General features: G+C 66.3%; 25 protein-coding genes, 2 tRNA genes and 1 pseudogene. 9 read left to right on the top strand and 19 right to left on the bottom strand.

Features of this window, described 5'->3' with window-relative positions; genetic code table 11:
• Positions 1-66: 66 nt before the first annotated feature.
• Together ACQHII_RS38820 and ACQHII_RS38815 are read right to left on the bottom strand one after the other, a co-directional pair.
• On the bottom strand, positions 67-1308 hold the full coding sequence (locus tag ACQHII_RS38820; RefSeq protein WP_427923636.1) for a hypothetical protein: 1242 nt from the start codon (positions 1306-1308) through the stop codon (positions 67-69).
• On the bottom strand, positions 1305-1871 hold the full coding sequence (locus ACQHII_RS38815) for a DUF4365 domain-containing protein (protein ID WP_093624554.1): 567 nt from the start codon (positions 1869-1871) through the stop codon (positions 1305-1307). The genes ACQHII_RS38820 and ACQHII_RS38815 overlap by 4 nt, the downstream gene beginning before the upstream one ends.
• Positions 1872-2040: 169 nt before the next feature.
• Here ACQHII_RS38815 and ACQHII_RS38810 point away from each other — a divergent pair, with 169 nt between their 5' ends.
• From ACQHII_RS38810 to ACQHII_RS38800, 3 genes are all read left to right on the top strand, one after another.
• Positions 2041-2766, top strand: coding sequence for a 3'-5' exonuclease (locus tag ACQHII_RS38810; protein WP_427923635.1), 726 nt, complete (start codon positions 2041-2043; stop codon positions 2764-2766).
• Between the two features lie 201 nt (positions 2767-2967).
• Positions 2968-3303, top strand: coding sequence for a hypothetical protein (locus ACQHII_RS38805; protein WP_427923634.1), 336 nt, complete (start codon positions 2968-2970; stop codon positions 3301-3303).
• Between the two features lie 130 nt (positions 3304-3433).
• Positions 3434-3628, top strand: coding sequence for a hypothetical protein (locus ACQHII_RS38800; protein WP_427923633.1), 195 nt, complete (start codon positions 3434-3436; stop codon positions 3626-3628).
• Positions 3629-3894: 266 nt separating this feature from the next.
• On the opposite strand, the gene ACQHII_RS38795 is transcribed toward ACQHII_RS38800, so the two are convergent.
• From ACQHII_RS38795 to ACQHII_RS38775, 5 genes are all read right to left on the bottom strand, one after another.
• Positions 3895-5007 (bottom strand): hypothetical protein, encoded by a 1113-nt coding sequence (locus tag ACQHII_RS38795; RefSeq protein ID WP_427923632.1) that lies wholly within the window; start codon positions 5005-5007, stop codon positions 3895-3897.
• Between the two features lie 418 nt (positions 5008-5425).
• Positions 5426-6262, bottom strand: coding sequence for a nucleotidyltransferase family protein (locus tag ACQHII_RS38790; RefSeq protein ID WP_427923631.1), 837 nt, complete (start codon positions 6260-6262; stop codon positions 5426-5428).
• A gap of 102 nt (positions 6263-6364) precedes the next feature.
• Entirely contained in the window at positions 6365-6904 is a 540-nt protein-coding gene (locus ACQHII_RS38785) for an NUDIX hydrolase (RefSeq protein WP_427923630.1), read from the bottom strand.
• Positions 6905-6950: 46 nt separating this feature from the next.
• Entirely contained in the window at positions 6951-7628 is a 678-nt protein-coding gene (locus ACQHII_RS38780; RefSeq protein WP_427923629.1) for a hypothetical protein, read from the bottom strand.
• On the bottom strand, positions 7615-8358 hold the full coding sequence (locus ACQHII_RS38775; RefSeq protein ID WP_427923628.1) for a phytanoyl-CoA dioxygenase family protein: 744 nt from the start codon (positions 8356-8358) through the stop codon (positions 7615-7617). Before ACQHII_RS38775 ends, ACQHII_RS38780 begins: the two co-directional genes overlap by 14 nt.
• 293 nt (positions 8359-8651) lie before the next feature.
• Between ACQHII_RS38775 and ACQHII_RS38770 the strand changes: the two genes are divergently transcribed.
• Positions 8652-9635 carry a hypothetical protein gene (locus ACQHII_RS38770; RefSeq protein ID WP_427923627.1) on the top strand — a complete coding sequence of 328 codons (984 nt, stop codon included), beginning with the start codon at positions 8652-8654 and terminating at the stop codon, positions 9633-9635.
• Positions 9636-9667: 32 nt separating this feature from the next.
• Here the strand turns inward: ACQHII_RS38770 and ACQHII_RS38765 are convergent, their stop codons facing one another.
• Positions 9668-10339 (bottom strand): hypothetical protein, encoded by a 672-nt coding sequence (locus ACQHII_RS38765; protein ID WP_427923626.1) that lies wholly within the window; start codon positions 10337-10339, stop codon positions 9668-9670.
• A gap of 332 nt (positions 10340-10671) precedes the next feature.
• Between ACQHII_RS38765 and ACQHII_RS38760 the strand changes: the two are divergent.
• Together ACQHII_RS38760 and ACQHII_RS38755 are read left to right on the top strand one after the other, a co-directional pair.
• Positions 10672-11376, top strand: a pseudogene (locus ACQHII_RS38760) (transposase family protein).
• Between the two features lie 180 nt (positions 11377-11556).
• Positions 11557-12378, top strand: a complete 822-nt coding sequence (locus tag ACQHII_RS38755) for a hypothetical protein (protein WP_427925507.1) — start codon at positions 11557-11559, stop codon at positions 12376-12378.
• On the opposite strand, the gene ACQHII_RS38750 is transcribed toward ACQHII_RS38755, so the two are convergent.
• Positions 12335-12409 (bottom strand) — tRNA-Val (locus ACQHII_RS38750). The two genes, ACQHII_RS38755 and ACQHII_RS38750, sit on opposite strands and share 44 nt — an antisense overlap.
• Before the next feature lie 39 nt (positions 12410-12448).
• Positions 12449-12895 (bottom strand): SRPBCC family protein, encoded by a 447-nt coding sequence (locus tag ACQHII_RS38745; protein WP_427923625.1) that lies wholly within the window; start codon positions 12893-12895, stop codon positions 12449-12451.
• A gap of 65 nt (positions 12896-12960) precedes the next feature.
• Here ACQHII_RS38745 and ACQHII_RS38740 point away from each other — a divergent pair, with 65 nt between their 5' ends.
• The gene (locus ACQHII_RS38740; protein ID WP_427923624.1) at positions 12961-15405 is read left to right on the top strand and encodes an SCO7613 C-terminal domain-containing membrane protein; all 2445 of its coding nucleotides are present in this window, start codon (positions 12961-12963) and stop codon (positions 15403-15405) included.
• 7 nt (positions 15406-15412) lie between these two features.
• Here ACQHII_RS38740 and ACQHII_RS38735 read toward each other — a convergent pair whose 3' ends face one another.
• From ACQHII_RS38735 to ACQHII_RS38705, 7 genes are all read right to left on the bottom strand, one after another.
• The gene (locus tag ACQHII_RS38735) at positions 15413-18148 is read right to left on the bottom strand and encodes a Tat pathway signal sequence domain protein (RefSeq protein ID WP_427923623.1); all 2736 of its coding nucleotides are present in this window, start codon (positions 18146-18148) and stop codon (positions 15413-15415) included.
• Positions 18149-18247: 99 nt separating this feature from the next.
• Positions 18248-18838 (bottom strand): hypothetical protein, encoded by a 591-nt coding sequence (locus tag ACQHII_RS38730; protein ID WP_427923622.1) that lies wholly within the window; start codon positions 18836-18838, stop codon positions 18248-18250.
• Positions 18839-18842: 4 nt separating this feature from the next.
• Complete coding sequence (locus ACQHII_RS38725; RefSeq protein WP_427923621.1) at positions 18843-19715, bottom strand: carbohydrate ABC transporter permease; 873 nt, start codon at positions 19713-19715, stop codon at positions 18843-18845.
• A complete protein-coding gene (locus ACQHII_RS38720) occupies positions 19712-20680 on the bottom strand; it encodes a carbohydrate ABC transporter permease (protein ID WP_427923620.1) in 969 nt (322 codons plus the stop codon). Before ACQHII_RS38720 ends, ACQHII_RS38725 begins: the two co-directional genes overlap by 4 nt.
• Positions 20680-21966, bottom strand: coding sequence for an ABC transporter substrate-binding protein (locus ACQHII_RS38715; RefSeq protein ID WP_427923619.1), 1287 nt, complete (start codon positions 21964-21966; stop codon positions 20680-20682). Before ACQHII_RS38715 ends, ACQHII_RS38720 begins: the two co-directional genes overlap by 1 nt.
• A gap of 344 nt (positions 21967-22310) precedes the next feature.
• A tRNA-Val gene (locus ACQHII_RS38710) sits at positions 22311-22382 on the bottom strand.
• A 78-nt stretch (positions 22383-22460) separates the two neighbouring features.
• Complete coding sequence (locus ACQHII_RS38705; RefSeq protein ID WP_427923618.1) at positions 22461-22937, bottom strand: TIGR02611 family protein; 477 nt, start codon at positions 22935-22937, stop codon at positions 22461-22463.
• Between the two features lie 191 nt (positions 22938-23128).
• On the opposite strand from ACQHII_RS38705, the gene ACQHII_RS38700 reads away from it, so the two are divergent.
• Together ACQHII_RS38700 and ACQHII_RS38695 are read left to right on the top strand one after the other, a co-directional pair.
• Entirely contained in the window at positions 23129-23542 is a 414-nt protein-coding gene (locus ACQHII_RS38700; protein WP_004002642.1) for an SsgA family sporulation/cell division regulator, read from the top strand.
• Positions 23543-23823: 281 nt separating this feature from the next.
• Positions 23824-24384: a CGNR zinc finger domain-containing protein gene (locus ACQHII_RS38695; protein WP_427923617.1), complete on the top strand. Its 561-nt coding sequence runs from the start codon at positions 23824-23826 to the stop codon at positions 24382-24384.
• A gap of 109 nt (positions 24385-24493) precedes the next feature.
• Here ACQHII_RS38695 and ACQHII_RS38690 read toward each other — a convergent pair whose 3' ends face one another.
• Together ACQHII_RS38690 and ACQHII_RS38685 are read right to left on the bottom strand one after the other, a co-directional pair.
• Positions 24494-24646 (bottom strand): hypothetical protein, encoded by a 153-nt coding sequence (locus ACQHII_RS38690; protein ID WP_019059824.1) that lies wholly within the window; start codon positions 24644-24646, stop codon positions 24494-24496.
• A gap of 164 nt (positions 24647-24810) precedes the next feature.
• Positions 24811-25254: a hypothetical protein gene (locus ACQHII_RS38685; protein WP_359608458.1), complete on the bottom strand. Its 444-nt coding sequence runs from the start codon at positions 25252-25254 to the stop codon at positions 24811-24813.
• Between the last annotated feature and the right edge of the window lie 53 nt (positions 25255-25307).

Genomic DNA, 25307 nt, shown 5'->3' with positions numbered 1-25307 from the left:
CGCAATAGGGGATCGTACCGACCCTAAGGGCCCCACCGCGAAACGGTTGTCCCGGGCTCCCCTCTCTCAGTCCTCCCCGCTGCACGCCTCCTCGAAGAAGGCAGTGCTTTCACCGTGCCCCTGGATCGACTTCATCAGCCGGTCCCGCTCCGCCTCGTCCACCTGCACGGGTACGACCCCGGAGGCGCCGGTCAGCCTGCGGAAGCCGCCCCGGCTCTCCAGCCGCCCGTGCACCCGCACCGGGAGCCCGACGAGGTGCGCGTGACCGGCTATCCGGTACGACTCCTCGTCCAGCGTCATCCGGACGTGCCCGACCTCGGCGCCCGCGATCACCTGCATCCGTACGGTGCCCTCGCCGCGCGGCCCCGACCGGCGCATCCGCACCACCGAGCCGGTGATGCGCACGGGCATGGAGGGTTCCTCGCGCAGATAGCGGGCCCCGGCCGCGCGCAGCACGGGCAGGTCGCCGGGCGAGAACTCGACGGCCTCGGCAGGGGCGGCGCAGCCTTCGGGGACACCGGCGGCGGGCGCCCATTCGACGGCGATCCGGGCGCCCTCGGTGCCGCGCACCAGCGCGACGACGGCTTCGGTCAACTCGCGGCTGACGCCCGCCTCGACGGCCCCGTCGAAGGCGTCCATGCCGCCGGTGGCCCGCTGGTAGTCGATGGCCTCGCGGGTGGCGTACAGGGCCTGGTGCAGGCGTACGGCGAGGGTGCGGCCCGTGTCGACGGGGACGAACGCGGTGAGCTGCCGGCCGCCGGGGGCGGAGCCTACGAGGACGTGGTCCAGGGACGCGGCGGCGGGACGGCGGTGGCGGGCGCCGTAGTAACCGGCCCGCGCGCGGGTGGCGAGGGCGGCGGCGAGCAGCATCTGGCGGGCGGCGGCGCGGAGTTGCTCCTCCACGGTCCAGGGCGCGGCGCCGGCCGGGCCGGTGGGGATGTCCCGCCACCAGCGGATCTCGTCGCTCGGTACGGCGAGGCCGACGAGGACCTCTCGGGCGGAGGGGGTGTTGCTGCGGGCGAGGGCGAAGAGCGCCTCGCCGAGGAGGTCGTCGCTGTCGGGGAAGGCCCGGCTCTCGGGGACCAGCAGGCTGGTGCCCGAGCCGCCGGGCCCGGGTGGGGTCCAGCGGCCGTAGCGTCCGGGGGCGCCACCGCGCCGCTGCCAGCCGTGCCGGCGCAGCAGGGCGCCGAGGACGGCGGGGTCGACCTGGTCGGGCTGGGGCGGGCGCTCCCAGGAGGTGGTGACGGCATGGTCGTCGGGGTGCGGCCGTACCTGCCTCAGGTGTTCCTCGACCGGGCGGTCCCTCATGGCCTGCCTCCCGTCCCGACCCGCGTCATGATCTCGCACAGCGCCCGGTCGTCGAAGATGCGTGCGGTCGGTATGCGCACGGTGGTCCGGGTCCGGCCGGTGATGGCGTGACCGGCGAGGTTGACCCAGTAGCAGCAGTGCCGCAGGTCGAGCCGGTCGTGGCTGGCGCGCAGCCAGTCGTCCTGGGAACGCGGGACGAGCATCACGACCAGGATCTTGTGCACCGAGACCGGGGTGCGGGCGAGCTTGCGCAGGTGGTCGTTGTCGAGCGTGAAGGAGAAGGAACGTCCTGGCGGGTTCGGCGGGATCTGGTAGGTGCACTTGAGCTGCACCTTGATGGTGACCTCGTCGTCCACCGTGTGTCCGGGCGAGCCGTGACTGACGTGCCAGTCGATGCCGTTGTCCGGAAAGGGCTGGGACAGCGAGCAGCCGGCCGCGGCGGCGACGGCGTGCAGATAGCCCACCTGCAACGTTTCCATGCAGGCGGTGGTGGCGAGCGATCCGCGATGGGGTGCCGTCCGTTCGGGCAGCAGCCCGCCCCGCTCGGGCTGCGCTATCACCATGACCAATTCGCCTTCCACGCCAAGTGTTTCCCCGTACCGGGCCGCTGAACTGCAAAGACCCGCACTCCTGTTGTGTCCTTCCGGCGTACGGCGCAAACAGCACGGGTATCACCAAACTGGCAGAAGACGGTGCGTCACCTGCCGTGGGTGAACGAGGAGTTGTGTACGTATGACGTGCTGGTACGAGGGCCCGTTGGCCGCGTTCGACACGGAGACCACGGGCGTGGATGTGGAGACCGACCGCATAGTGTCGGCCGCCGTCGTCGTCCAGGACGCCCCCGGTACCCGTCCCCGGGTCTCCCGGTGGCTGGTGAACCCGGGGGTGCCGGTGCCCGCCGGGGCGACGGCGATCCATGGACTGACGGATGAGCATCTTCAGCGCAACGGCCGCTGGCCCGCGCCGGTGATGCACGAGATAGCCGACGAGCTGGCCGAACAGGCCGCCATGGGACGCCCGTTGGTGGTGATGAACGCGCCCTTCGACCTGACCCTGCTGGACCGCGAACTGCGCCGCCACCGCGCGTCCTCGCTGGACCACTGGTTCGAGTCGGCGGCGCTGCGGGTGCTGGACCCCCGGGTCCTGGACAAACACCTGGACCGCTACCGCAAGGGCCGCCGCACCCTCACCGACCTGTGCGCGCACTACGCCGTCACGCTGGACGGCGCGCACGACGCGGGCGCGGACGCGCTGGCCTCCCTGGAAGTCGTACGGGCCCTGGGCCGCCGCTTCGCGACCCGGCTGGAGCGCCTGTCCCCCGCCGAACTGCACACCCTGCAGTCGACGTGGCACGCGGCCCAAGCACGCGGACTCCAGGCGTGGTTCACGCGCAGCGGCACACCGGAGGTGGTGAGCACGGACTGGCCACTGCGACCGGTCCTGGCCGAAGCGGCCTGACGGTGTGGGGGCACGCCGACCACCGGCAAACGCACAACGGACACAAGGGCGTACCCGGAACACAAAAACCGGCCCGCTGTTGCGGACCGGTTTTTCCCGGTGGGGGACAAGGTAGCCGACTGGAACACGAAGTACAGGCTGCAAGCCCTCCGGACCCTTCTTGGCAGCCTGCCCGGGTCCGAAGTTCCATCCGTTGAGCGCATGCCGAAGCCGCCGCGTCGCGTTGCCAAACGGCTAAAAGCGCCCGAAGTCACAGAGCTGGTTGAGGCATATAAGGAAGGGTCGACGACATACCAACTCGCCGGCCGCTTCGGCATCAAGCGGCAGACGGTCAGCGACATCCTCAAGCGCAACGGCGTTACGCCCCGCTGGCGGCGGCTCACCGAGGCGAACATTGACGAAGCCGAGCGCCTCTACGTCCATCAAGGCATGTCGGCAGCTCGAATCGCTGACCGGCTGAAGGCCGATCCAGAAACCGTGCGCCTCCGCCTACGTAAGCGCGGTGTGCAGATGCGCGATCCACACGACCGGCCTTGACAAACCGCGAACCTCCAGATTGGCCCCGCCTTTCGCGTGAACGGTGGGGCCAACTCATGTCCGCCAACCAGTTTATAAGCTTCGCCCGCTATAAATGCCCCTGCCAACCAATAACCGGCAGGAGGTTTGGATGGAAGAACAAGCACCAGACATACAAGCACAGGATCTCGTGGTCGAGGAAGAACGCAAGCCAGTGGTGTTCGCTGTGCACATTGATCCGGTTCTGCGGGAGCAGATCGAGGGGCTGCGCGGCATAACAGAACAGAGCGTCAACGATGTTGGTGGAGGCCCTCAACGACTGGGTGGCAAAAACACTGGAAGATGAAACAGTCCGGCAGAAAGCCATGGCTGAGCTTGACCACGAGGAGAAGCGGCTCCAGCAACGACGGGCCGCCATCGCGGGGATACCTGGTCAGACTGCGACAGCACCAGAGGCATCAGGCGAAGCTGTTCCTACACGGACAAACAGCCAGAGCGGTAGGCGCGGAACACGACCAAAAGATCAGTAGTGTGCACAACAAAACCCGTCCCCGATGCTGGGGCGGGTTTTGTATGTTCATGGAACCACGAATCAGGGAATGTCCTTGGTAGTTAGACACCACCAGCCCAGTCGTTCAAGGCACTGGCCGTCTCGCGAATGCAGGTGTCGACCACCTCGCTCAGCCCGCCGAAGTCATACGCCGGGAAATACTGAGGTACGAGACCGAAGATCGGCCGACTGAGGTCTACTTTGGTGGTGTCAACACTCCTCAGCAGGTTGTAGTGCATCAAGGTGTTTCGGAACCCTCGTGCCGCACCGTCCATGATGATGCGGACGGAGTCAGTGTCCAAGATGTTGTCCAGCGCTACGCTCGACGCAAGCGGCAGCGGGTACCGAGCATCCCCCTTGAGAAGCTTGAGGCTCGACAACACCTGATACAGAGTGATGTACCGAATCTTGAACACTGTGTACTCAAGGTTGCGGATATCAGCGCCAGCCGTGATGACCTTGTTGATGAAGTTCATCCTGACCTGGAGGTCAGTCAAGGCTAGGTTGATGACTGCCTTTGTGGCCGCTCCATTGAAAGCCTTCGCGTAGTACGGGGAGGCCAGCACATCCTTGGACTTCATTCGGGCTCCGGAGAGCGAACATACAAACGTCTCGCCTCCCTGAGTATCCATACGAGCGCCAAGCGCCGCGAAGCATCGGCCCACCTGTCGCATGATTTCGAACCTATAGGCACCGCCGTCGCCCTGGAAGAGCTTGTCTGCGTCGACTCCAAGCTGAAATGCAGCCGCGTGTGACGTCGTAACGAGCACGTCATCGTAGGTGAAGAGTCCCAAGTCCCTCTCCCAGCGACGGGCGAACTTAAGCCAGGTGTTCCCAAGGAACTCCGCAGAGTGCTTGTTCAAGATGTCATCTTCAAAATATTGCAACTGCTCATCGATCGGCCGCTGGGTGTCCTCGAAGAGCTTAAGGCCATGCCGAGCGCGAGCGCAGATTTGCTCAGCTTCTACGGAGAACTCGGCAAACACGGACGAGTCGATCGTCCTAGTCTTCCCCTTCGCCTCATGCAGCATCAGCGAGAAGTACGGTGCCATACACAAGGGCACGGTCGCCGATACGTTCACATCGTTCGCTGCCTGAATGTCGCGAAACAGCCGACCCATATAGTCAGCATCGCTCACCACACCGACTTTGATGACATCATCATTTACAGACATAGCTGGCTCCTCATGTTTGATTCACAGTATCCCCACTTTGAACATGCAAGGCAACTGATTTATTAATCGAACACGCGAACCCTCGCGACGCTTCACAAAATATAGCGCCGGCTGTATAAATACATGTAAAGGAACTACGTTACGTGTCCTGCCAACACGTAACGTAGGGTGAGGGTATAAAAGAAGCACCAAGAAGCCCCCTGAGGGATTCAGGGTGGCAGGTCGGGTGTGGCTATAAACCTCTGTGGTTCTACTGAAAAGGGCTCACTGCACGGCGATACCGTGAAAGCAGCCTGATGCGTCCGGTTCGGTGGCCTCCGAGTCTCATCGCTTCTGGAGGCGCGGCTTGAGCTTCATGCGCCGCGTGTCCCCATTCGCGCCTTCCGGAGACAGAGATGCCTCGAACTCGACCACGACATCAAAGGTCAATACGCCCAGATCCGCCGCTGAGATACTTGCTCGGCGTGCGACCGAAGACCGCCAGCCGCTCCGGAGTTCCCAAGTCCGGTGCGGAGCAGCGGATATCATAGGTCCCGATGACGTCCCCCTGTCTCAGCAACCACGGAACCAACTGTCGGTAAATATCGACCGGCGCCGGGTCAGACTGTCCAGCCGTGTGCTTCTCGAAGACCGAGGCGTAGTGGATCCGGTTCGCTATGACGACACCCGTACTGGTGCTTTCGGTCACGTCCACCCTGATGCTGGAACGCTCGCTGCCGGCATCCTCCGCGTTTAGTCCCTCCAGTACGCGGCACAAGGTTCCATCGGTATTGAGCAGGAGGCGCCCGGCGTTCTGGGCCGCAGACCCCGGCCGTGTCGTGACGACCCAGGTGAGGTTATGGCTGGCGCGACGATGAGCGGTCAGTGCTGCCTGCAGCGCCCCGAAGGGAAAGAGGGTGTCGCCCGGGACGATCACTATGAGCTCGGCAGCGACGTGGGCCAGCGCCGCATACACCGCACCAGCCGTGCCCAGTGGTAATGCCTCGCGGAGCAGTTGCAGCCGGGCGTTGTGCCCGTGGTGGGCGAGTACATAGGTTTCGATGTCGCTCCCACCGGCGCCCGCAGCCGAACTTGTCAACACGCTAATCGTCCGGAAGCCGTTTCCGTAGATTTCGCCGAGAATAGTTCCGATCATCGGTGTGGGTTCCGTTTCGGGACCCACCTCCATCAGTAGCTTGGGCACTGCGGGAACGGATTTTTGCGCCTGCCCTCTCAGCCGAGTTCCCAGACCGCCCGCGAGGACGAGGACTTCCACGGAATCGATCGGGACTAGAGTGCTGATGTACCCGGTCCGTAGGCGCGGTAATGCCTCCGGCACGATGGCCCCCTTCCGGAGAGAACGTCTTCGAGCTGCGTACTAGAGCAGTTCGAGATAGTCCAAACACATGTAGCCCACTTCTACGTCAGTCGAGAGACCGCTCCTGAGTTGCTGGCGGAAGTCCTTCACATCGGTGAGGACGACTTCGAGAGTCTCGGTGATCTCAGGATCGGGATCGGATACTTTCACGCATCCGATTGCTACGAAGCACTTTCGGAACATTGTGGAGTAGGCATCGTCCCAGCAGTCCGTGACATACTGCAGAGTGCGGGGCCGGTAACCCGTCTCCTCTAACAGTTCTCGTTCGGCGGCGTACTCAGGGTTTTCGTCGCGTCCCAGATAGCCGCCCGGAAGTTCGGCCAGGATCCGGTCGGGTCCGGGTCGGTATTGCCGTACCAGAATGACCTGCTGGGATTCCGTGAGCGCTAGGACGCTGACGGCGGGACGTTCGTTCTTGATGTAAAAAGCATCTTGATGGCCGTTTGGTAGCCGATAATGAACCTCGTCCACGTTTCGGCCAAATCGCTGGAAGACGGTACTTCGCGACAGCTGAGTCCATGTCGCTTCGCCATGAGTCATGGTCACGAAGTCTATGCCTGCCCAAGGTGAGATCGACACGCTCGCTTCAGTCGGACAGTCGGTGGGTGAGCCGGGACAGCAGCGTCTCATGAGCGTCAATGATCTTCACGGGCCCGCCGGAAGGGTTGAAGACGGTGCTGAAGTCACGCCGGACAGGCCCCTGGATCAGTAGAGTGCAGGTGCGAGCCGCGACCTTGTCGATCTGGTGGATGTCATGGTGATCGAGGGTCACCACGTCCCCCTCCCTCAACCACGTCTGTTTCGCGGGGCGCAGTTCTACGTGCGCGTTGCCGCCACCGTCGAACTCCCGATGTTCCGCGTTGTCTTGACCGACGACATGGAACCAAGTCGTATGGAGTCCTCCACTCACCACACGGGAGGAGAATCCGTACCTGTGGTTGTGTGTGGATGCCGCGAAGCCCTCCGCCTCGGCGAACTCGGCCGGCTCCTTGTACTGATGTAGCCAGACGACGTAGTCGTGATGGTCTCCACCAAGGCACCACTTGTGATGCGAACTTCGGTACATCGAACGGGAGAGCAGGCTGTCGACGTCCCGTTGATCCAGCGCCGACAGCCATAAAGATATCCTGCGAGCCAGGCCTTCCCCTTCTTCTTCGAGCAGCTTGCGGGCCTCGACATGCGCACGGTCGGGGTCTTCCGACCACGCAAGTCCTGCGATACTCGGGAAACCAACTGTTGGGCTCGCACCCTCAAACATCGTCATGCCTTTCCTTCCCCTCTCTCAAAACAGTACGGTGGTCGCTGTTGGCGTGATGGAGATCGTTTCCTCTGTAGAGCGGCGATCCGACAATCACCTGATGTCGACCCTCGTGCACGGAGAGTTCGTCGCAGCTCCGAAGCGCGAAAGTGACGCTGGTACGTGAGTCCTCCGTCGTGTTGTGACCGACGGAGTGAAATAGCAGACCGTCCATGATCAGAGCGCCACCGGCCGGTAAGGGGGCAGGGAGGGCCTGATCCGGGAAGTGTGCGTATTCCTCGTGGTCATCGACCCAATTCCCTCCACCGCCTTCAGGTGACATACCTAGATAGGGCGCCATATGGGAACCAGGAACCACATGCGTGCAGCCGTTGGCCGGGCCGGATCTCTCAAGAAAGAGCAGAACAGTGATAACCGGCCTCGACCACTGGAGAACGTCCCGGTGCAGCCGAACTAGAATATCACCTCGCCGATTCAAGGTAGCGTGGTCATGACGGTTTTGGAGCAGAACAATGCGAGGGCCGAGTAGAACCCGCAAAACATCGAGTAGGTCTGGCGTCGTCAGGGCTTCGATGAAGACCGGGTCACGCCGACTCACGCCGTCGATACGGACAATCTCTCCCTCTGCGCCTCGCCGACAGGGCCCCCGTTCGGCGGCGAACTCTTCTCGGACAACCGCAAGCAGTCTCGTCACCAGTTCCGACGGAATGGCCTCGGGTACGCGAAGGTAGCCCATGTGCCGAAAGTGAGCACTGAGGCGTTCATGACGTGAAGGCATAGGTCACCCCCCATCCTGGGGCGTGAGGGACTGGTGACGCACCCGCCACGCCTGGCAAGCGACATGGGCTGGACTCTATCCGCCTCACGCCCCAACGGAACAGAGGCCGTCAGGGCAACCGGCCAGGATTAGCTATAGGACTTCAGGCATGGGCAGGCAGGCCGAAGGCGGATCCGGCCAACAACCATGCCGGTTGCGGGGACAGTTGACTACACTGAGCGTCCAGGTGCGCGCCGAGAGAGGGATATCCAGTGGCGGACCCACACCACTCCCGTAGAACGCTGGTCACCTACGCGCTCGCCCTCGGGTACGTGGTGATCGTCGCCGCCGGCCTGATCCTGACGCTGCAAGATCACTCATTGACCAGCGGGACGATCATGTCCTCTCTCGGCCTGAACCTTGTCGCCTCCGCGGTCTTCGCCCTGCTCTTCGCGTCCATCAGCTCACGCATTCAGGAGCGCGCTTTTATGGAGAGCGTCGCGGACAAGTTCGATGATCTCTCGACCCGTTTGACCGAACGGATGTCTGAGAGAGAGAAGATTTTCCTTCCTTCCGGCTCGTACCTGCCGTCGGAAGGATTCGACGAATTGTTCAACCGCGATCTCACCGACAGCCTCAGCAGTACGAGCTTCTACGGTTTCAAGGGGCCGAGCCCACGCTACCTCCCCGGGCGCCTGAGAACGTCCCCGCGGCATCCGCATCTCGTACGTGTCTGCATGCTTGACCCGAGCCTGGAAAAGTCCGTCTCACGGCGCGCTTCAGACCGAGGTAGCCGACGGAATCTGGGAATCAACCCAGTGCCTCGACTTGTGGAAGAATTGCGCGACGAACTACTGATGTCAGTGGTGGCTCTGTTCGATTGTCGGCATTTCTGTCCGATCGAGATTTCCTACATGGAAGACACAGCCATTTACCGGGTCGAGCTGTTCGACGACTCCGCATACGTGTCCTGGTACCACGGTCCCGAGTCGAGCGGCCGCAAGTTCCCCGAAAGCTATAAATTTCCCCCCGGCTCGTTGCAGTATGAAACGATGAAAATGGACTTGAATCGCCGCTCTGAAATCTGCGACAAGAGTATCGTGTTCAACTCTCGACACGTCGATGCCGACCTGATCGCACACCTCCACCAACTCACAGACCGCACCGTGGACGGGACGGATCTGGCAGCCTGGCGCAGTCAGTACGAAATCTTCATCGCGCGTTTCATTAGCTACCTTGGCGGACTGCGCACTTGAGCTCAGTGGCCGACGCGACGATGGTCATCAGTTCACACAAAACGCGCTGGAATATCTCCGTTCTGTTCGCGAAGGAGCCGGTAGCGACCCTCAAAAGCCGCCCGGGCTTCGGGAAGAACAATTTTTCGATTCCAGTCCTTCTCCAACTTGCGAAGGTTGTCGCCCATCAGATCACGCAAGGGGCGGGTGGAATTTTCCCACAGCCAGATCGGGAAGAACGGTCCGATGAGATGCGCGCAGCCATCCGCAGAGGAGACAATCTGCACTTCGATCCGCGCCGCACGAAGGTCCATTGTCCGATTCATATCCAGTTCGCGAGCACAGGCGATCACCTGATCGGTGAACTGCTGATCGAACCCAATGTTGATGAGGACGCGCGGACCTTCAGTGAGCGTGCGCTCGTGCTCACGCTCCCGGTCGATCAGCTTGCCGTAGTCGTGAAGCCAGACCAGCACATCGATAACGTCGCGATCGGCTTGGGGATAGGAAGCCGCTAGCTCGCCGGAGATCCGCTCCACGATTTGTAGGTGGTATTCGACATACCACGAGTGATGGACGAAATCTGGCCTCGAGGCGAGTGCAACCACATGGGCTTTAAATTCCTTGATCAGACCATGTCGGCAACTCGGCACGTCAGGGAGCCCCTGAGTCATCTCAATCCACCAATCACGAGGAAAGCGTAGCTCAGTGAGGACGATCTGCATCGCGGTGTATCGTCATCACGCCCGCTTCGATCTGTCGAGGACGGCCGTGTAGCCCGCCAGCAAGGTCGCCCCCACACGAACTCGGACAGCAGTCAGCACTTGGTACCTCACCGACGCTCCAGCCCCCCCTCGTTAGGTTGCCTCAACGGGAGTGCGTACACGGCTCAGTGAGCCCTTTTCAAGCTGGCGGCTGACCGCGAGTTGGACTGTCCTGCGCAACGACGAAGCTCCTGGTAGACGGGTTCTCGACCAAGATCACCCGTGTCCGCCAGGAGCTTCGTGTGCTTGTCTACCCGTCCTCGATTGATCTATCCAGCCGCACCTAGCGGTTCCTGACCGGGCAACTGACAGCCCGGCGGCAGGAGATCGGAACGCGGTGGCGGCGCCTTCCTGCCGGACGTCAGGCCCTGCTCGCCCCGGCCCACCTGCGGTGCGGTGACACTTACGCCCAGCTCGCCGCCGGATTCGGCATCGGGATCGCGACCGTGCATCGCTACATGCGTGAAGCCGTAGAGACCCTGGCCGCCCTCGCCCTGCCCCCGGACCCGGCGATGACGACGATCCGGGCGAAGGCGTTCGTCATCCCCCACGGCACCTTGCTGCCCATCGACCGCATCGCCGCCGACACCCCGTACTACTCCGGGAAACACAAAGGCCACGGCATGAACGTCCAGGTCCTCTCTGATCCGTTCGGACGACTGCTCTGGGCCTCGCCGGCACTGCCCGGATCGACTCACGACCTGACCGCCGCGCGGCAGCACGGGATCATCGAAGCCCTCGCCGGTGCGGGGCTCAAATGCTGGGCGGACAAGGCATATCAAGGCGCCGGCGGATCCGTCCGGGTTCCGTTTCGAGGCCGCCGTCTCCAGCGATGGAAGCGTCTCCATAACACCATCCACGGCAAGATCCGCTGCCTCGGCGAGCGGGCCATGGCCACCCTCAAGGGATGACGCCTCCTGCGGAAGCTTCGCTGCAGCACCAACCGGATCACCGACGTGGTGAAGGCCGTCCTCGTCCTTCACCACGCATCAGCCTGAGGTTGGAAAAGGCTCTAGGGTCGCCACAAGCACCTGGTTCCTCAAGACCTCTTCGACCGTGTCCAAGAGGTCTTCTACACACGGAACACCGCTCGTGAGAAGCGGCGCAGACATCACCATGGACTGAAGGGCTCGCTGTTCTGCGGCTCCTGCCGTCGCCTCCGTGAGGAACAGCGCCGCATGATCGTTCAGCACGCCACCAACCGCACCGGCAACGAGCACCGATACTTCTTCTGCAACGGCCGCTTCGACCACATCTGCGAGATGCCGTACGTCCCGATCGAGCAGGCCGAGGACGCCGTCGAGGACCACTACGCCACTGTGCGCTTCACGCCAGAGTTCATCACGACCATGCGCACTGAACTGACCGCCATGGTCGATGAACAGCAGACCACGACCAGGCTCCTCCAAGTCCAGCTCACGAAGCAGCTTCGTACGCTCGACACCAAGGAGAACAACCTCATAGATCTGGCCGCTGACGGCGATCTGCCCCAAGACAAGATCAAGGCCAGACTGCGGGAGATCACCAAACAGCGAGACCGCCTTACGGATCGGCTCCACGACGTCGATGACTCCCTCAGCACGGGAGCGGCGACCATCGAGGCGTGCTTGCAACTGCTGCAAGATCCGCAGGCGCTGTACCGGCGTTGCGACGAGCAGCAGCGCCGCCGACTGAACCAAGCCCTCCTCGAGGCGCTGTACATAGAGGAGGACTCGAACGGCGATGTACGAGTGCACCACCAACTCAGGGAGTCGTTCGGCATCCTGCACACGGCGCAGACTCAGCACCAGGCCCCCATAGGGCCGCCAGAGGCCCCGCCCAGCCTCCGGGCCGTCCTACCGGCCCCCAAACGGCAAAGCGCCCCTCCCCAGCCGGGGACGGGCGCTGGCCTGCAACTAACAGGGGCCGCCCTGGTGGGCGGCCCCTGGAAGGTACCTTGTTCCAATGAACTTCTTATGGTGGGCGATACTGGGTTCGAACCAGTGACCTCTTCGGTGTGAACGAAGCGCTCTCCCACTGAGCTAATCGCCCGGGAACGGACTGAACAATACAGGCCCCCGCCGGTTTCCTTCAAACCGCTTCCAGGCGGGCGAGCAGTCCGCGCCGTCCGGCCCGCATCATCAGCGCGTGGTTGAGCCGGAACACCGGCCGCCCGGGTACGGCGAACCACCTGAGCAGCGGCCGGTTCAGGTCGACCTCCTGGTCGTAGCGGGCGAGCGTGCCGGAGCCGTCGGCCGTGAGCGTCCAGCGCGCCCAGCCCTCCAGGTCGCCGGTCATCGCGATCTCCAGCACCCCGGCGGCCGGATCGCGCCGCACCTCGCGCGCGGTGAAGGTCAGCGTGTACGGCAGGCTCGCCCGGATGCGGATGACACCGGTGGTGTCGTCGAGCTGGTCGACCTCACGCACCTGCGGCCACCAGCGCGGATACTCCTCGGCCCGCTCCAGGACCGGGTAGACGACGGCGGGCGGGGCGGGCAGCTCCCACCGGGCACGGAAGCGGTAGTGGGTCCAGTCCATGGCGGGAGTCTGCCCGCTCGAAGGCCCGTCTCCCGCCAACCGGGAGCGTTTGAGTACCCGTACTCATGCCGTACGACGTGACGGGCGCCACACTCCGAGTCATGACGCACATTCCGCCACCGGCCGTGGAGTTGCAGCTCCTCGATGCCGAGCTGCGCCAACTGGACGCCCGCCGTGCGCAGTTGCTGCACCGCCGGGCCTGGCTGCTGACCGCGCTTCAGCCGGCCTGGTCCGCGCCCGTGCCGCTACCGCGGCCGGCCGTGCCGCCCCGCCGGGAGGCCACCGCACCCGGTGTGCAGAACCTGCTGCTCATGCTCGGCGGCATCCTGCTCGCCCTCGCCGCGACGGCGTTCACGCTGGTCAGCTGGGGAAGCATGGGGATCACGGGCCGGGCGCTGGTGCTCGGCGCGGTGACCCTGGCGGCACTCGGCGCGCCCGTCGCGCTGCTGCGGCGGGGCCTGCGTTCCACCGCCGAGTCGATCGCGGGCATCGGTCTCGTCCTGACGGTGCTGGACACCTACGCGCTGCACGAGGTCGCGTTCCCGGACGGGGACAGCGTCTCGTTCGCGGCCGCCGCGTCGGCGGTGCTCGCGGTGGTGTGGACGGCGTACGGCATCGGAACGGCGGCACTCCCCCGCCCGGCCGTCACCCGCACCGACCCGACCACCACGAACACCGCACCCACCTCACCGACCCTTCTCCTCCCCCTCCCCGCCGCGCTCGCGGTCGCCCAACTCCCCTTGATCCTCTGGGCGATCGCGGCCGGCGGGGGCCTTCGTACAATCACGGCGGCGGTGCTGGTGACCGCCATGACCGACATGGTTGTCGCGCTCCGGGCCACTCCGAAGGCCGTTCGTCTCGTCGCCGCCGGCGGCGCGTTCGGCATGGGCGGCTGGGGCGTGCTGGCGACCGGCCTCATCTCGCTGGATGCGGCCGGTCCGGGCGCCGCCGCCCGTGCGGCGGCGCTCTTCGCTCTCGCGGCAGCGGGCGCGTTCGGCGCCGCGTGGCTCGCCTCGGGCCGTGGCCTCAGGACGAGTACGGCCGCGGCGGGCGGCCTGTTCGTGGTCGCCGCGCTCGGCGGAATGCTGCGCGCGGCGACGCCCGCCGACTGGACGGTTCCCGGGTATCTGGCGTGCGGAATCGCCCTGTTGGCACTGGTACGGGGCCGACTCCCCGAGCCCGTGCGCCACGGCCTCGGCCGGGCCTCCGGCATCGCGCAGGCGAGCGCGGTCCTGTGGACGCTGCCCGCCGTCGGCGTCACGCTGCTCGGCCCGGCCGCGTGGCTGTCCCGTGCGTGGTCCGGAGCGCCCGGCGACGCCCGCGAAGCGGCGGCGACGGACACCTTCTGGCCGGCGCACGCGACCGCAACTCCCTTGATCCTGCTCGCGGTTGCCGCAGTGCTGGCCCTCACGGTCCGGGCCGCCGCGTGGCGCCCCCAGGCCCTGACCGCCGCCCTCACCCTGACCTGGGCGGCGGCACTCACGCTCCCGACCGCGCTGCAACTGCCGTACAACATCGGCCTGTTGGTGCACGGGGGCATGGTCATGGTCCTGCTCGCACTCAGGCACCGCGCGGCCACGACACTCGCCCTGGTCACCTCTCTCAGCCTCGCCTGTCTCGCCCTGGCCGCCGAGCCGGCCACTCTCTCCGTCCTCGCGTCACTGACCGCCATGTTCGCGGCAGCCGCCTGGCGCGGACGCCTCGCACCGGCGTCAGCCGCCGCCTCCCTCGGTTACGCGACGGCCCTGGCCTGCGCGGTGGGCGCCTCCCTCGACTGGCAGCCACAGCACATCGCGCTGCTGGTGCTCCTCGTACCGGCGACCGCCGCACTGCTCGCGGCACGCGTCGCCGACCCGGCCACCACGAAGGCGGTCGAGATCACCGGGGCTGCGTCAGCCCTGATCGCGATCGATCTCGCGACGGCCGAACTGCCCATGCTGGCGCTGGTGTTGGCCCTCTGCGGAGTGATCGTGGCGGGTACGGCGATACGACCCGAGCGCAGGAGCCTCGGCTACGCGGCCGCCGCTCTCTTCGTCCTCGCCAGTTGGGTGCGGCTGGGCGCATGGAACGTCACCGACCCCGAGGCGTACACGCTGCCGGTCACCGTCCCCGCGCTGTTCGTCGGCGCGCTGCGCAGGCGCCGCGACCCGAGCGCCACCTCCTGGACGGCCTACGGCCCCGGGCTCACCGTCACGCTCGCGCCGAGCCTCCTCGCGGCCTGGACGGACCCGCACTGGACGCGCCCGCTGCTGCTGGGCCTGGCCGCGCTGACGGTCACCCTGCTCGGCGCCCGGCACCGCCTACAGGCGCCCCTCGTCCTCGGTGGCACCACCCTCGCGCTGGTCGCGCTGCACGAACTCGCCCCGTACCTCGCCCAGGTCGTCGGCGCCCTCCCCCGCTGGGCACCTCCCGCCCTCGCCGGACTCCTGCTGCTCGCACTCGGCGCGACCTACGAGCAGCGGATCCGGGACGCCCGGCGGGTGCGGGAGGTCCTGGGAAGGATGAACTAGCCCTCGGCTAGGGCATCTTGTCGCCGAGCAGCGCCAGGTTCTCGATGGCGGCGAGGCCGTACAGCGCGGTGTCGTTCGAGGACACCCATGCGGCCTCGCTGCCTGGGACGAGGGTGACCGGACCGTTCAGCGCCTCCGTCTTCCACGGCGAGGTCTCCATGTAGCCGTCCGAGCTGTAGAACTTCGTCCAGGCCCGCTTGGCGAGCGTCGCGTCGTCGAGTTGTACGGCGGCGTAGGCGTCGAGGCGCGAGTGGCCCTGGAAGAGCAGCAGGGTCCCGAAGTTGGAGCCGTAGCGTGCCGCCTGTTCCGTCTTGGAGGCGTTGAAGTAGCGGCAGTAATCCATGTACACCTCCTTGAACTTGGGCATGTCGACAAGGTGGATCAGCTCCGCGCAGAGCTCGTTGAGGCCGAAGACCGCCGAGAGGTGCGAGACGGAGACCACGGGCGCGGAGGCGACGGCGAACTTGCCGGTGTCGAGGTCGTACAGCCCGCTGCCCTGCACAAATCCGTTGGGCTGCGCGGCGATTGTCTCCATCGTCGACAGGACCCGGGCTTTCGCCTTCTCCCACTTGGGGCCCCTGCGTTCCCACTCGGTCAGCCACGCCGACACCAACCCGCTCCAGTCCGTGCCGAATCCGATCGACAGGGCGTGCCGGTCGGGCGTGTACGGCGCGGTGCGGATCTTGCGGATGGGGTCGAGGACGAGGAACGTCTCGTCGGAGTCGACGTTGGCGGCCATGAGGTCGCCGACGCGTTCGTCCGCGGTGAGGAAGTAGTAGTAGCGCCGGTAGGTGGTGTTGGCGATGCGCTGCTGCTTGGCGCTGTCCGCGTAGTGCTGGACGCCGTGCCGGGTGCCCAGGCCGGCCCACTGCCCGAGGTGGTAGACGTCGACCTCGCCGGTGTGCCGGGTGAGCGCCTCGGCGAAGCGGAAGATGTCGGAGCGGCCCGAGCGGATGTACGCGAACCAGAGCCAGATGTCCGGCGACAGCTCGGAGTTGTCCCAGGCGTAGCCGCCGACGTCGTACCGCCATTGGTGGCGCACGGTGTCGTAGGAGTGCATGAAGTCGCCGTAGTCCCAGAAGCCGTACCAACGGCGTTGCGCCACCTGGTCCTTGTAGTAGGTGAAGAGGAAGTCGAGGTGGTCCTCGATCTTCGCCTTGGCGGCGGTGGAGCGGTCGGGCTCGGAGTAGAGGCCGGGGCCGAAGACCTTGGACTCGATCAACTGTGCGGGCGGGGCGGCGAGTTGGGGCAACACCCGTACTGCTTCGACCTGTTGGGCGAGGGTTTCCGGGGTCGGTGTCGACTCGTTGGCCCAGAAGAGGAGTTCGGAGGTGCGGGCGATGCCGTACGGGGTGCCGAACTCGGGCTCGTAGTCCTCGTAGGTGATTTCGAGGCCCTGGAGTTGTTCGGCGTAGGTGTCCTGGCCCATGCCGTCGTGGTAGAAGCGCAGGTCCATCGGCTGCGCCTCGGGCGACCAGAGCCAGAGGGTGACCTCGGCCTCGTCGGTGTGGGCGTCGCGGATGTCGAGCTGCGCGGGGAACTTCTCCCAGAAGTCCCGCAGCCCGAAGGAGAATCCGCCGCTCGCCCCGCCGACGTACCCGAATCCGGAGGCGTGTCCGCCACCGCCGGCCGGGATCCAGCCGTAGCCCTTCGTGGTGCGCTTGCGCAGGGTGAAGCCGTCGGCGGAGAGCTGGGAGAGGGTGTAGTCGCCCCACTTGGGGATGTACTGGAGGCGGGTCGTGACCCGCTGGTCCCAGGTGGAGGGGTCGGCGAGTTTCTGGCCCGCGTACTGGGCGGCCTGGACGCTCGCACCCGGGTCGCGGCGCAGCCCGGTGATGCCCTGAACCGCCTCCCGCAGCAGGCCTGTTCCCTCGCCGCCGATGCGGATGTGGCGGTCGTAGGCCGCGTCCCGCATCGGCACGGTGAAGCGGACGCCGAGGCCTCGGATGAAGTCACCGCTGGCCTTGCCGGGCTCCACCGTGCCGTCGAAGGTGATCGTGTGCACCATGCGGAAGGAGTCGGCGCCCGCGTAGAAGTAGAGGCGGATCGAGAACGGCAGCCAACTCCGGCCGCCCTTGCGGTGTTTGCCGTCGATGCGGACCACCGCCCTTACCGGGCCGTCCTGTTCGACGGTGACCTCGCCGATCACTCCGTCGAAGCGCTCGGTCTTCACCGCGCCCTGGTCCTCGTCCTCGATCTCCGGTTGGCGGACGAGGACGAGCCGGCCGTTCTTGGCGATCTCCGTGCCGCCCCGGGTGACCGACTTGATGAGGGTGGAGCCGTTCTTGCCGAGCTTCGCGGTGATGACCCCGGTCGACACGTCGATGGTGCCGCCGCTCTTGTCGACGGTCACCTTCTTGTCGGGGGCGGCCGTGTCCCCGGCGGTGAGCGTGAGCTTGCCGGAGCCCGAACTCACCGCGTGCGCGGTCCACTTGAGGGAGCCGTCGGGCCAGTAGGCGAGCGGCCAGGACTGCACGGGGACGGCCGTGCCCCCGGCGTCCGTCAGCGCGAAGGTCTGGTCCTCCTGGTAGGCGCCCATCGGCCACGGCACGCCGACGGTCGAGCCGGGCGCGGCGCCGAGACCGCCGTCCTCCAGCCAGTCGAGGGTCACCGGATCGTCGTCGGCCACCGCGGCTCTGGGCGCGGCCTGGGCGTCCTTCGCCCCTAGCGCCCAGCTGAACTGCGCGGCGGCTCCGGCGGCAGCGGCGGCCTTGAGGAGGGACCTGCGGGGAATGGGAGACATGGCCTGTCCTTTCCGTGCGGGTAGCGTTTCTCACGTCCGTTTGGTCAGGGGCATGACAGATGGAGTTACGGCAGCGACTCGCTGCCGTAGAACCGCCCGTCAGCGGTGGCGGTAGCGCTCCTCCGCCGCGACGGCCGCCGCGGCGACGGCTCCCAGGACGGGGACCGCCAGCGGTGCGACGATCAGGGCGGAGCAGCCGACGAGGACCAGTCCGCCGACGAGCAGGAAGGAACCGGCCGGGTCGAGGACCGTACGACGACCGGCGTCGGCAAGCAGCGACCGCCAGCTGTCCCCCGGTGCCCAGACCGCCGCCGCGCGCATCCCGGCGACGACGAGCCCGAGCAGCGCGAACACCCCGACGGCCCCGACGAGCGGCCCGCCGGGCAGCCCGGCCCGCACGGCCTGGACGTCCACCCACACGGCGGCCCCCGCACCCCACCCGGCGAGACCGACGACCCACCCGCCGCGCACCGCCGCCCGGAAGTCGGCGACGAACTCCCGCCAGCCGCCACCCACATGACCGGTACGGCGCCTCAAGTGCCGTGCCCCGGCGGCGAACGCGGCGGGATACGTGACAACTCCCGCCGACGCGACGGCGATCCACACCCCGGTAAGCAGACATTCGGCGAACACCCCGAACCGCTCGGCGAAGACCGATTCCTTCCGTGCCCTCACACGTGCTCCGGCCACCGCCTCAGCCCTTCAGTCCGGAGGTCGCCATACCGTCGATCAGGTACCGCTGGAAGGCGAGGAAGAACAGCAGCACCGGCAGCAGCGCGACGAGCGACATGGCGATCATGCCGCCGTAGTTGGCAGCCACACCGTCCGAGTCGCGGAACATCATCAGGCCCAGGGAGACGGTGTACTTACTTGGTTCATTGAGGTAGATCAATGGGCCCATGAAGTCGTTCCAGGCGTTGATGAAGGTGAAGATCGCGCTGGTGATGAGCGCGGGCCTGCACAACGGCAGCACGATCGACCAGTAGATGCGGAGGTGTCCGCAGCCGTCGAGGCGGGCGGCCTCGTCCAGTTCCTTCGGCAGGTTCCGCATGAACTGCACCATGAGGAAGACGAAGAAGGCTTCGGTCGCCAGGTATTTGCCGATGAGCAACGGGACGTAGGTGTTGACCAGTTGGAGCTTCTGGAACATCACGTACTGCGGGATCAGCAGCACGTGGTACGGCAGCAGGAGCGTGCCGATCATGAGGGAGAAGAGCAGATTGCGGCCGGCGAAGCGGATGCGGGCGAAGGCGTATGCCGTCAGGGAGCAGGAGACGAGGATGCCGACGACCGAACCGAGCGCGTAGAAAAGGGAGTTCTGGAAGAAGGTCCAGATCCTGATGTCGGCTATGCCGTCGGCGAGGCCCTTGAAGTTGGACAGGATGGGGTGGCCCGGGAAAAGCTGGAGGCTGTTGATGATGTCCTTGCTGGGCTTGAACGAAGCCCCGACGACCCAGACGACCGGGTAGAGGATCACCGCGAGGATCAGCAGCGCGCCGAGGTGCCAGACCAGGGAACCGGTGTGCTTGCGGCCGAGGGCCGGGGGCTTCGTGGTGGTGGCGCTCATCGGGCGTCCTCCTCGTAGTGCACCCACTTCTTCTGCGACCAGAAGAGGACGGCAGTCACCAGTGCCACGGCGAGCAGCAGCATCCAGGCCATCGCGGCGGCGAAGCCCATCTGGGCGTCCTTGAAGCCCTTCTGGTAGAGGTAACAGGTGTAGACGAGGGTGGCGTCGGCGGGACCGCAGTAGGTGTTGGAGACGACGTACGCCGAGCCGAAGATCTGGAACGAGTGGATGGTCTCCAGCAGCACGTTGAAGAACAGCACCGGTGAGATCATCGGCAGCGTGATGCTCCAGAAGCGGCGGAAGGGTCCGGCGCCGTCCATCTCGGCGGCCTCGTACAGCTCCCGGGGCACCTGTTTGAGCCCGGCCAGGAAGATGACCATGGGCGCCCCGAACTGCCAGACGGTCAACGCGACCAGGCAGTACAGGACCCAGTCGGCGTTGCCGACCCAGCCGCCGACATGGAAGCCGAGGAAGGACTGTGTACGGTCCACCACGGCGCCGTCGGAGAAGAGCGACCGCCAGACGAAGCCGATCGAGACGCTCGCGCCGATCAGCGACGGAGCGTAGAACGCGGCCCGGTAGAAGGCCTGGCCGCGGCGGCTCTGGGCCAGCAGCAGGGCGACGCCGAGGGCGAGCAGCAGCTTCAGCGGGGTGCCGATGACGACGTACTTCGCCGTCACCTCGACCGACTTCCGCCAGCGCGGGTCGTCGAACATCGCGGTGAAGTTGTCGAGGCCGACCCACTTCGGGCTGTTGAAGAGGTTGTAGTCGGTGAACGCGAAGTAGAGCGAGGCGGCCATGGGGCCCGCGGTCAGCAGCAGGAAGCCCGCGATCCAGGGGGACATGAAGAGATAGCCGGCGAGGTTCTCCCGGCGGCTCCGCCGCCCCTTGCCGACAGGGGCGGCGGAGCGTGCCTTCCGGGTGGTGGGCACGGAGTCCTTGACGAGCGTCACGGCGGTTCCCATCAGGCTTGGAAGGCGGCCTCGGACTCGGTGAAGAGCTGCTTCACCGCGTCGGTGACCTTGGTCTTGCCCTGCCCGAGGTCACCGCCGATGCGCAGGAAGGCGGCCTCGACGGTGTCGGCGCCGGAGGGGTGCGGGGTGATCGTGCCGAGGACGCCGGACTTGGCGGTGGTGTCCTCGTACTGCGCGATCTCCTTGCTCACCGTGTCGGTGGGCTTGAACGCCGCGTACTGCTCGGTGCTGGCCAGGATGCCGCGGTCGTAGCCCATGATCGTGCCGACCGCCGGGTCGTGGACCATGAAGTCGATGAACTGCGCGACTTCCTTGGGGTGCGAGGTGTGGGCGGAGGCGCTGAGCATCAGCGAGGCGAGGTACTGGCCGGTGTGCTTGCCGTCCATGGTGGGGATCGGGGCGAGACCGTAGGTGCTGCTGCCCTCCGCCGAGTAGCGGACGGTGAAGTTGTCCCAGGTGAACTCCGAGGCGCCGTGTCCGGCGGAGAGCGAGGACTTGGGCTGGTCCTGGGCGACGATCTTCGGGTCCGTGACGATTCCGGCCTTCACCCGGCCGTAGCCGTCCGTCCACCACTCCGTCAGATCGGACTTGTCGAAACCGAGTCCGTCCTTGGTGAAGAACGCCTTGCCGTTCTGGCGGAGGTAGAGGTCGTACAGGTACATGATGGCGAAGTAGCCCGTGTCGCCCGGGACTTTCGTCTTGTCGTGGATCGTCTTGAGGGCCTTGAAGTAGTCGTCCCAGGTCCAGCCCGCGGCCGGGTCGACGCCCGCCTTCTCGAACACCTTTTTGTCGATGACCAGCGCCATGGTGTTGGAGCCGACCGGAACACCGAGCTGCTTTCCGTCGACCTCGCCGACCTTGGTGACGCCGGCGCGGAAGTGATCCAGGCTCAGATTGCCTGCTTTCACCTGTGAGTTGAGGTCGAGAAGAATGCCTCTCTTGTCGTACTTCCGAAGAAATCCGACGGCGTTCTGGAATACGTCCGGCGGATTTCCGCCCGCGGCCTGCGTCTGGAACTTCTCCCAGAACGACTGATACGTCTGAAAGTCCGTCTTCACCTTGATCTTCGGATACTTCTTCTCGAAGAGCGCGATGGACTGATTGATCTTTTTCGCCCGCTCCTCGGCACCCCACCACGAGTAACGGATCGTCACCGTCCCGTCCGCGGACGTGCCGCCGTTTCCGCCGCAGGCCGTCGCGGCCAGCCCCAGCGTGACCGCCGAGACTCCGGCGGCCTTCAAGACCGTACGCCTCTCCACATTCGTGCCGGTTCCCATGACGGGCCCTCCCCGTAGCGTCGTTGCCACCTGCATGAATCGTTTCAAGTAAGCGCTTGCTGGCACAAGTTACGGAGGCCCTCGGGGTGCGTCAATGATTCGGACAGGATTTTCTTGTGGACCGGCTGAGCGCTACGACGGCGCCGCCGGGGTCGGCACGGCGGCGGCGGGGCGGGCACCGCAGGTGAGACGCCCGCGGTCGGCCGGCCGAACAGGAAGCGGCCCGCCGCGCTCGTCGGCGACCGGCCGAAAAAGGCCTGGGCGGCGGGGAGTTGACTTCTCGTCGTCGACGGGTGAACGACGACGGCCCGCCTGTGTGATCACAGGCGGGCCGTCGGTCCGGGTGGGCGATACTGGGTTCGAACCAGTGACCTCTTCGGTGTGAACGAAGCGCTCTCCCACTGAGCTAATCGCCCGGACGCACGGAGAACATTACCCCATGTCAGCGGGTGCCTCCGACCAGCACAGGAAGGCACCCGGGCGCCGTCATCGGGTCACTGGTCCTTGATGTTCCAGGGCATCACGACACCGAACTTCCAGACGTAGAAGCTCACCAGGGCGATCACGATCACCAGGCCGATCGAGGTCAGGACGATGTTGCGGCGGCGCACGGCGGGGTCGAGCGCGCGCTGTGCCGCCTCGGTGACCTTGCGTTTCGTCCAGCGGAGCACCAGCTGGGCCCAGACGAACTCAGTCGCCCAGATCGCCATACCGCCGAAGATCACCACCCAGCCGGGTCCCGGCAGCGGGAGCATGACGATGCCGGCGGCCACGACCGCGAGGCCGACGACGAACACGCCGACCTGCCAGCTCACGTGCAGCGCACGGCGCGCCTTGACGAATTCCGGCGCCTTGGAACCGAGCCCCCGCTCGTCCCGCGCCCCGTCCGCCCCTGTCCCGTCCGGCGTCTCGTCCGCCGCGCCTTCCGACGCCACGACAACCTCACCCGGCCCGTCACTCCCCGTATTCATACGGACAAACCCTACCCGAGGGAAACCAGTCACCGGAATGGCCGCACCGGGCGATCGAGCTCTCGGCCGGAAGAGTTACGTAAAGGCACGCAAAACACTCAGAGGGGTTTACAACGGCACCGTAGGTGGCATGTCGATTTCGCCGACGTGCGAATCCCCGAGCGCACACTGAGCGAAAGGCCCTGGCGCTTATGAACACCACGGTCAGCTGCGAGCTGCACCTGCGCCTCGTTGTGTCGAGCGAGTCATCCCTGCCTGTCCCCGCAGGCCTGAGGTACGACACGGCCGACCCCTACGCCGTGCACGCCACCTTCCACACCGGAGCCGAGGAGACCGTCGAGTGGGTGTTCGCCCGCGACCTTCTCGCGGAGGGCCTCCACCGGCCCACCGGTACCGGCGACGTCCGTGTCTGGCCATCCCGTAGTCACGGCCAGGGCGTCGTCTGCATCGCACTGAGCTCTCCCGAGGGCGAAGCCCTGCTGGAGGCTCCCGCACGGGCCCTGGAGTCCTTCCTGAAGCGGACGGACGCCGCCGTGCCACCCGGCACGGAGCACCGGCACTTCGACCTGGATCAGGAGCTGTCGCACATCCTGGCGGAGAGCTAGCGCAAGGCCCCGACCCGAACCACCCGCGCCGTCCGAACTCGGGGAGACGGCTCGGGCGTGGACAACCGCATAGGGCACACACCGGCGCCGTCGCCGCGATTCGTCGCGGGGGCGGCGCCGGTGCGTGCAGTACGGCGCCCGCTGTCGGCGACTCTCCGTAGTCCGGGGAACCGTGCGGGGCAGGAAGGCGTTCATAGAGGCAGGGGCCACCCTCCGGGAAGCCACTACCATCGGCCAGCATCGGCGGGCGCCCGCCCGACCCCCAGGCCAGGGAGCTAAACGTGCTGATCACCCACGACACCCGGTGTGCCCTCGACACCGTGGTGGATCTGGTGAACACCGCACCGGAGGACGCCGCGGCGCCGGACGGACTGTCGGACGTCGCGCTGCTGACGGATTTCGTACGAAACCATGAGATCAGCGATGTCGGCGCGCTCTCCGAGTTCGACCTCTCCGCCGTGCGCAAGATCCGCGGCCGGTTCACCGCGGTCTTCTCCGCGCCGGACCCCCGGACCGCCGCCGGACTGATCAACGACCTGGTCGCCGCCGCGGGCACCACGCCCCGCCTCACGGACCACGACGGCTACGACTGGCACGTGCACTATTTCGCGCCCGGCGCCTCGGTCGCCGACCATCTCGCCGCCGACTGCGGGATGGCGCTCGCGTACTTCGTGGTGGCCGGCGAGCAGGAGCGGCTGCGCCGCTGCGAGGCCCCCGACTGCAGGCGCGCCTTCGTCGACCTCTCCCGGAACCGCTCGCGCAGATACTGCGACAGCCGGACCTGCGGAAACCGCCTGCATGTCGCCGCGTACCGGGCCCGGCGCAAGGAAGCGGCGGGCTGAGCTGGAGGCGGTACGGCGCCGGGCCGCCGGGAAGCCGCGGGCTGAGGGCCGGTGTCTCTCGATGAGGTCGTGGCCCCCGGCGGGTGACGTCGGGGACCACGAGTACGGCTCACAGCATCAGCAGGTCGTGCAGCGAGGCCATGAGCAGCAGACACCCGATCACCGCAAGGAAGATCATCAGCGGTGGCTGGGAAAGGGCGAAAAGGCACCCGCGCGGCTCGTCCTTCGGCGGCGCGGCGTCGCTCTGTGTCGTGTCCAGCATCTCGCCGCGATGATGACGCAGCGAGCACCCCTCACGCGATCAACACGCCCGATAGGAGAGGGAGTTCGCCGAATTCCGTGATGTCCGTTTCGGGTCGCGTCGCGTCCTGAACACTTACCGGCGGACCCGGCTCGCTCTGTGTCGTTTCAGTCGCTGTGCGGCCGTCATATGCCGTGCTTCTTCAGGATGGCCTCGATGTCGCTGAAGTCGTCCCCGCTCTTGGCGCGGGGCGCGGCGGCGGGCCGGGTCGCCGGGCGTACGGCCGGGCCGAGGGAGGGCGCGGAGGCCGTCGGTGCCACCGCGTCCGGCTGCGCCGAGGCGCGGGCCGCCCTGCGCTCCTTGCGGGTGCCGCCGCGGCGGCGCTCCACGGCGCGGGTGCCGGTGAAGAGCAGCCAGGCGCCGCCGAGTACGACGAAACCCGCCCAGGCCATGGGACTGAACGCGGTGTCGGCGGCCCAGCCGACGACCCCGGTCATGACCAGGCCGACGGGCACCAGCGAATAGGCGGCGATACGGGCGGCGGAGAGAAATCGCTTGCGGTACGCGGTGACCGCCGCGATGCCCAGGCCTGCCGCGGAGGCGGCGGAACAGACGGTCTCGGCAATCATCCGGTCCTCCAGGCAGTTCCGTCGGGCGCTCTCGGTCGGACGAGGTCGGGCGG

The organism is Streptomyces sp. cg40 (assembly GCF_050320165.1).
In the GTDB taxonomy this organism is placed as follows: Bacteria; Actinomycetota; Actinomycetes; order Streptomycetales; family Streptomycetaceae; genus Streptomyces; species Streptomyces hokutonensis.
This window is presented reverse-complemented; position numbering and strand designations above follow the sequence as displayed.

Excerpts from the sequence above, each read along its gene's own strand:
- ACQHII_RS38820 (WP_427923636.1), bottom strand. The coding sequence starts at position 1,308 with ATGAGGGACCGCCCGGTCGAGGAACACCTGAGGCAGGTACGGCCGCAC.
- ACQHII_RS38815 (WP_093624554.1), bottom strand. The coding sequence starts at position 1,871 with ATGGTGATAGCGCAGCCCGAGCGGGGCGGGCTGCTGCCCGAACGGACG.
- ACQHII_RS38810 (WP_427923635.1), top strand. The coding sequence starts at position 2,041 with ATGACGTGCTGGTACGAGGGCCCGTTGGCCGCGTTCGACACGGAGACC.
- ACQHII_RS38805 (WP_427923634.1), top strand. The coding sequence starts at position 2,968 with ATGCCGAAGCCGCCGCGTCGCGTTGCCAAACGGCTAAAAGCGCCCGAA.
- ACQHII_RS38800 (WP_427923633.1), top strand. The coding sequence starts at position 3,434 with ATGGAAGAACAAGCACCAGACATACAAGCACAGGATCTCGTGGTCGAG.
- ACQHII_RS38795 (WP_427923632.1), bottom strand. The coding sequence starts at position 5,007 with ATGTCTGTAAATGATGATGTCATCAAAGTCGGTGTGGTGAGCGATGCT.
- ACQHII_RS38785 (WP_427923630.1), bottom strand. The coding sequence starts at position 6,904 with ATGACTCATGGCGAAGCGACATGGACTCAGCTGTCGCGAAGTACCGTC.
- ACQHII_RS38780 (WP_427923629.1), bottom strand. The coding sequence starts at position 7,628 with ATGACGATGTTTGAGGGTGCGAGCCCAACAGTTGGTTTCCCGAGTATC.
- ACQHII_RS38775 (WP_427923628.1), bottom strand. The coding sequence starts at position 8,358 with ATGGGCTACCTTCGCGTACCCGAGGCCATTCCGTCGGAACTGGTGACG.
- ACQHII_RS38765 (WP_427923626.1), bottom strand. The coding sequence starts at position 10,339 with ATGCAGATCGTCCTCACTGAGCTACGCTTTCCTCGTGATTGGTGGATT.
- ACQHII_RS38755 (WP_427925507.1), top strand. The coding sequence starts at position 11,557 with ATGATCGTTCAGCACGCCACCAACCGCACCGGCAACGAGCACCGATAC.
- ACQHII_RS38745 (WP_427923625.1), bottom strand. The coding sequence starts at position 12,895 with ATGGACTGGACCCACTACCGCTTCCGTGCCCGGTGGGAGCTGCCCGCC.
- ACQHII_RS38740 (WP_427923624.1), top strand. The coding sequence starts at position 12,961 with ATGCCGTACGACGTGACGGGCGCCACACTCCGAGTCATGACGCACATT.
- ACQHII_RS38735 (WP_427923623.1), bottom strand. The coding sequence starts at position 18,148 with ATGTCTCCCATTCCCCGCAGGTCCCTCCTCAAGGCCGCCGCTGCCGCC.
- ACQHII_RS38725 (WP_427923621.1), bottom strand. The coding sequence starts at position 19,715 with ATGAGCGCCACCACCACGAAGCCCCCGGCCCTCGGCCGCAAGCACACC.
- ACQHII_RS38720 (WP_427923620.1), bottom strand. The coding sequence starts at position 20,680 with ATGGGAACCGCCGTGACGCTCGTCAAGGACTCCGTGCCCACCACCCGG.
- ACQHII_RS38715 (WP_427923619.1), bottom strand. The coding sequence starts at position 21,966 with ATGGGAACCGGCACGAATGTGGAGAGGCGTACGGTCTTGAAGGCCGCC.
- ACQHII_RS38705 (WP_427923618.1), bottom strand. The coding sequence starts at position 22,937 with ATGAATACGGGGAGTGACGGGCCGGGTGAGGTTGTCGTGGCGTCGGAA.
- ACQHII_RS38700 (WP_004002642.1), top strand. The coding sequence starts at position 23,129 with ATGAACACCACGGTCAGCTGCGAGCTGCACCTGCGCCTCGTTGTGTCG.
- ACQHII_RS38690 (WP_019059824.1), bottom strand. The coding sequence starts at position 24,646 with ATGCTGGACACGACACAGAGCGACGCCGCGCCGCCGAAGGACGAGCCG.
- ACQHII_RS38685 (WP_359608458.1), bottom strand. The coding sequence starts at position 25,254 with ATGATTGCCGAGACCGTCTGTTCCGCCGCCTCCGCGGCAGGCCTGGGC.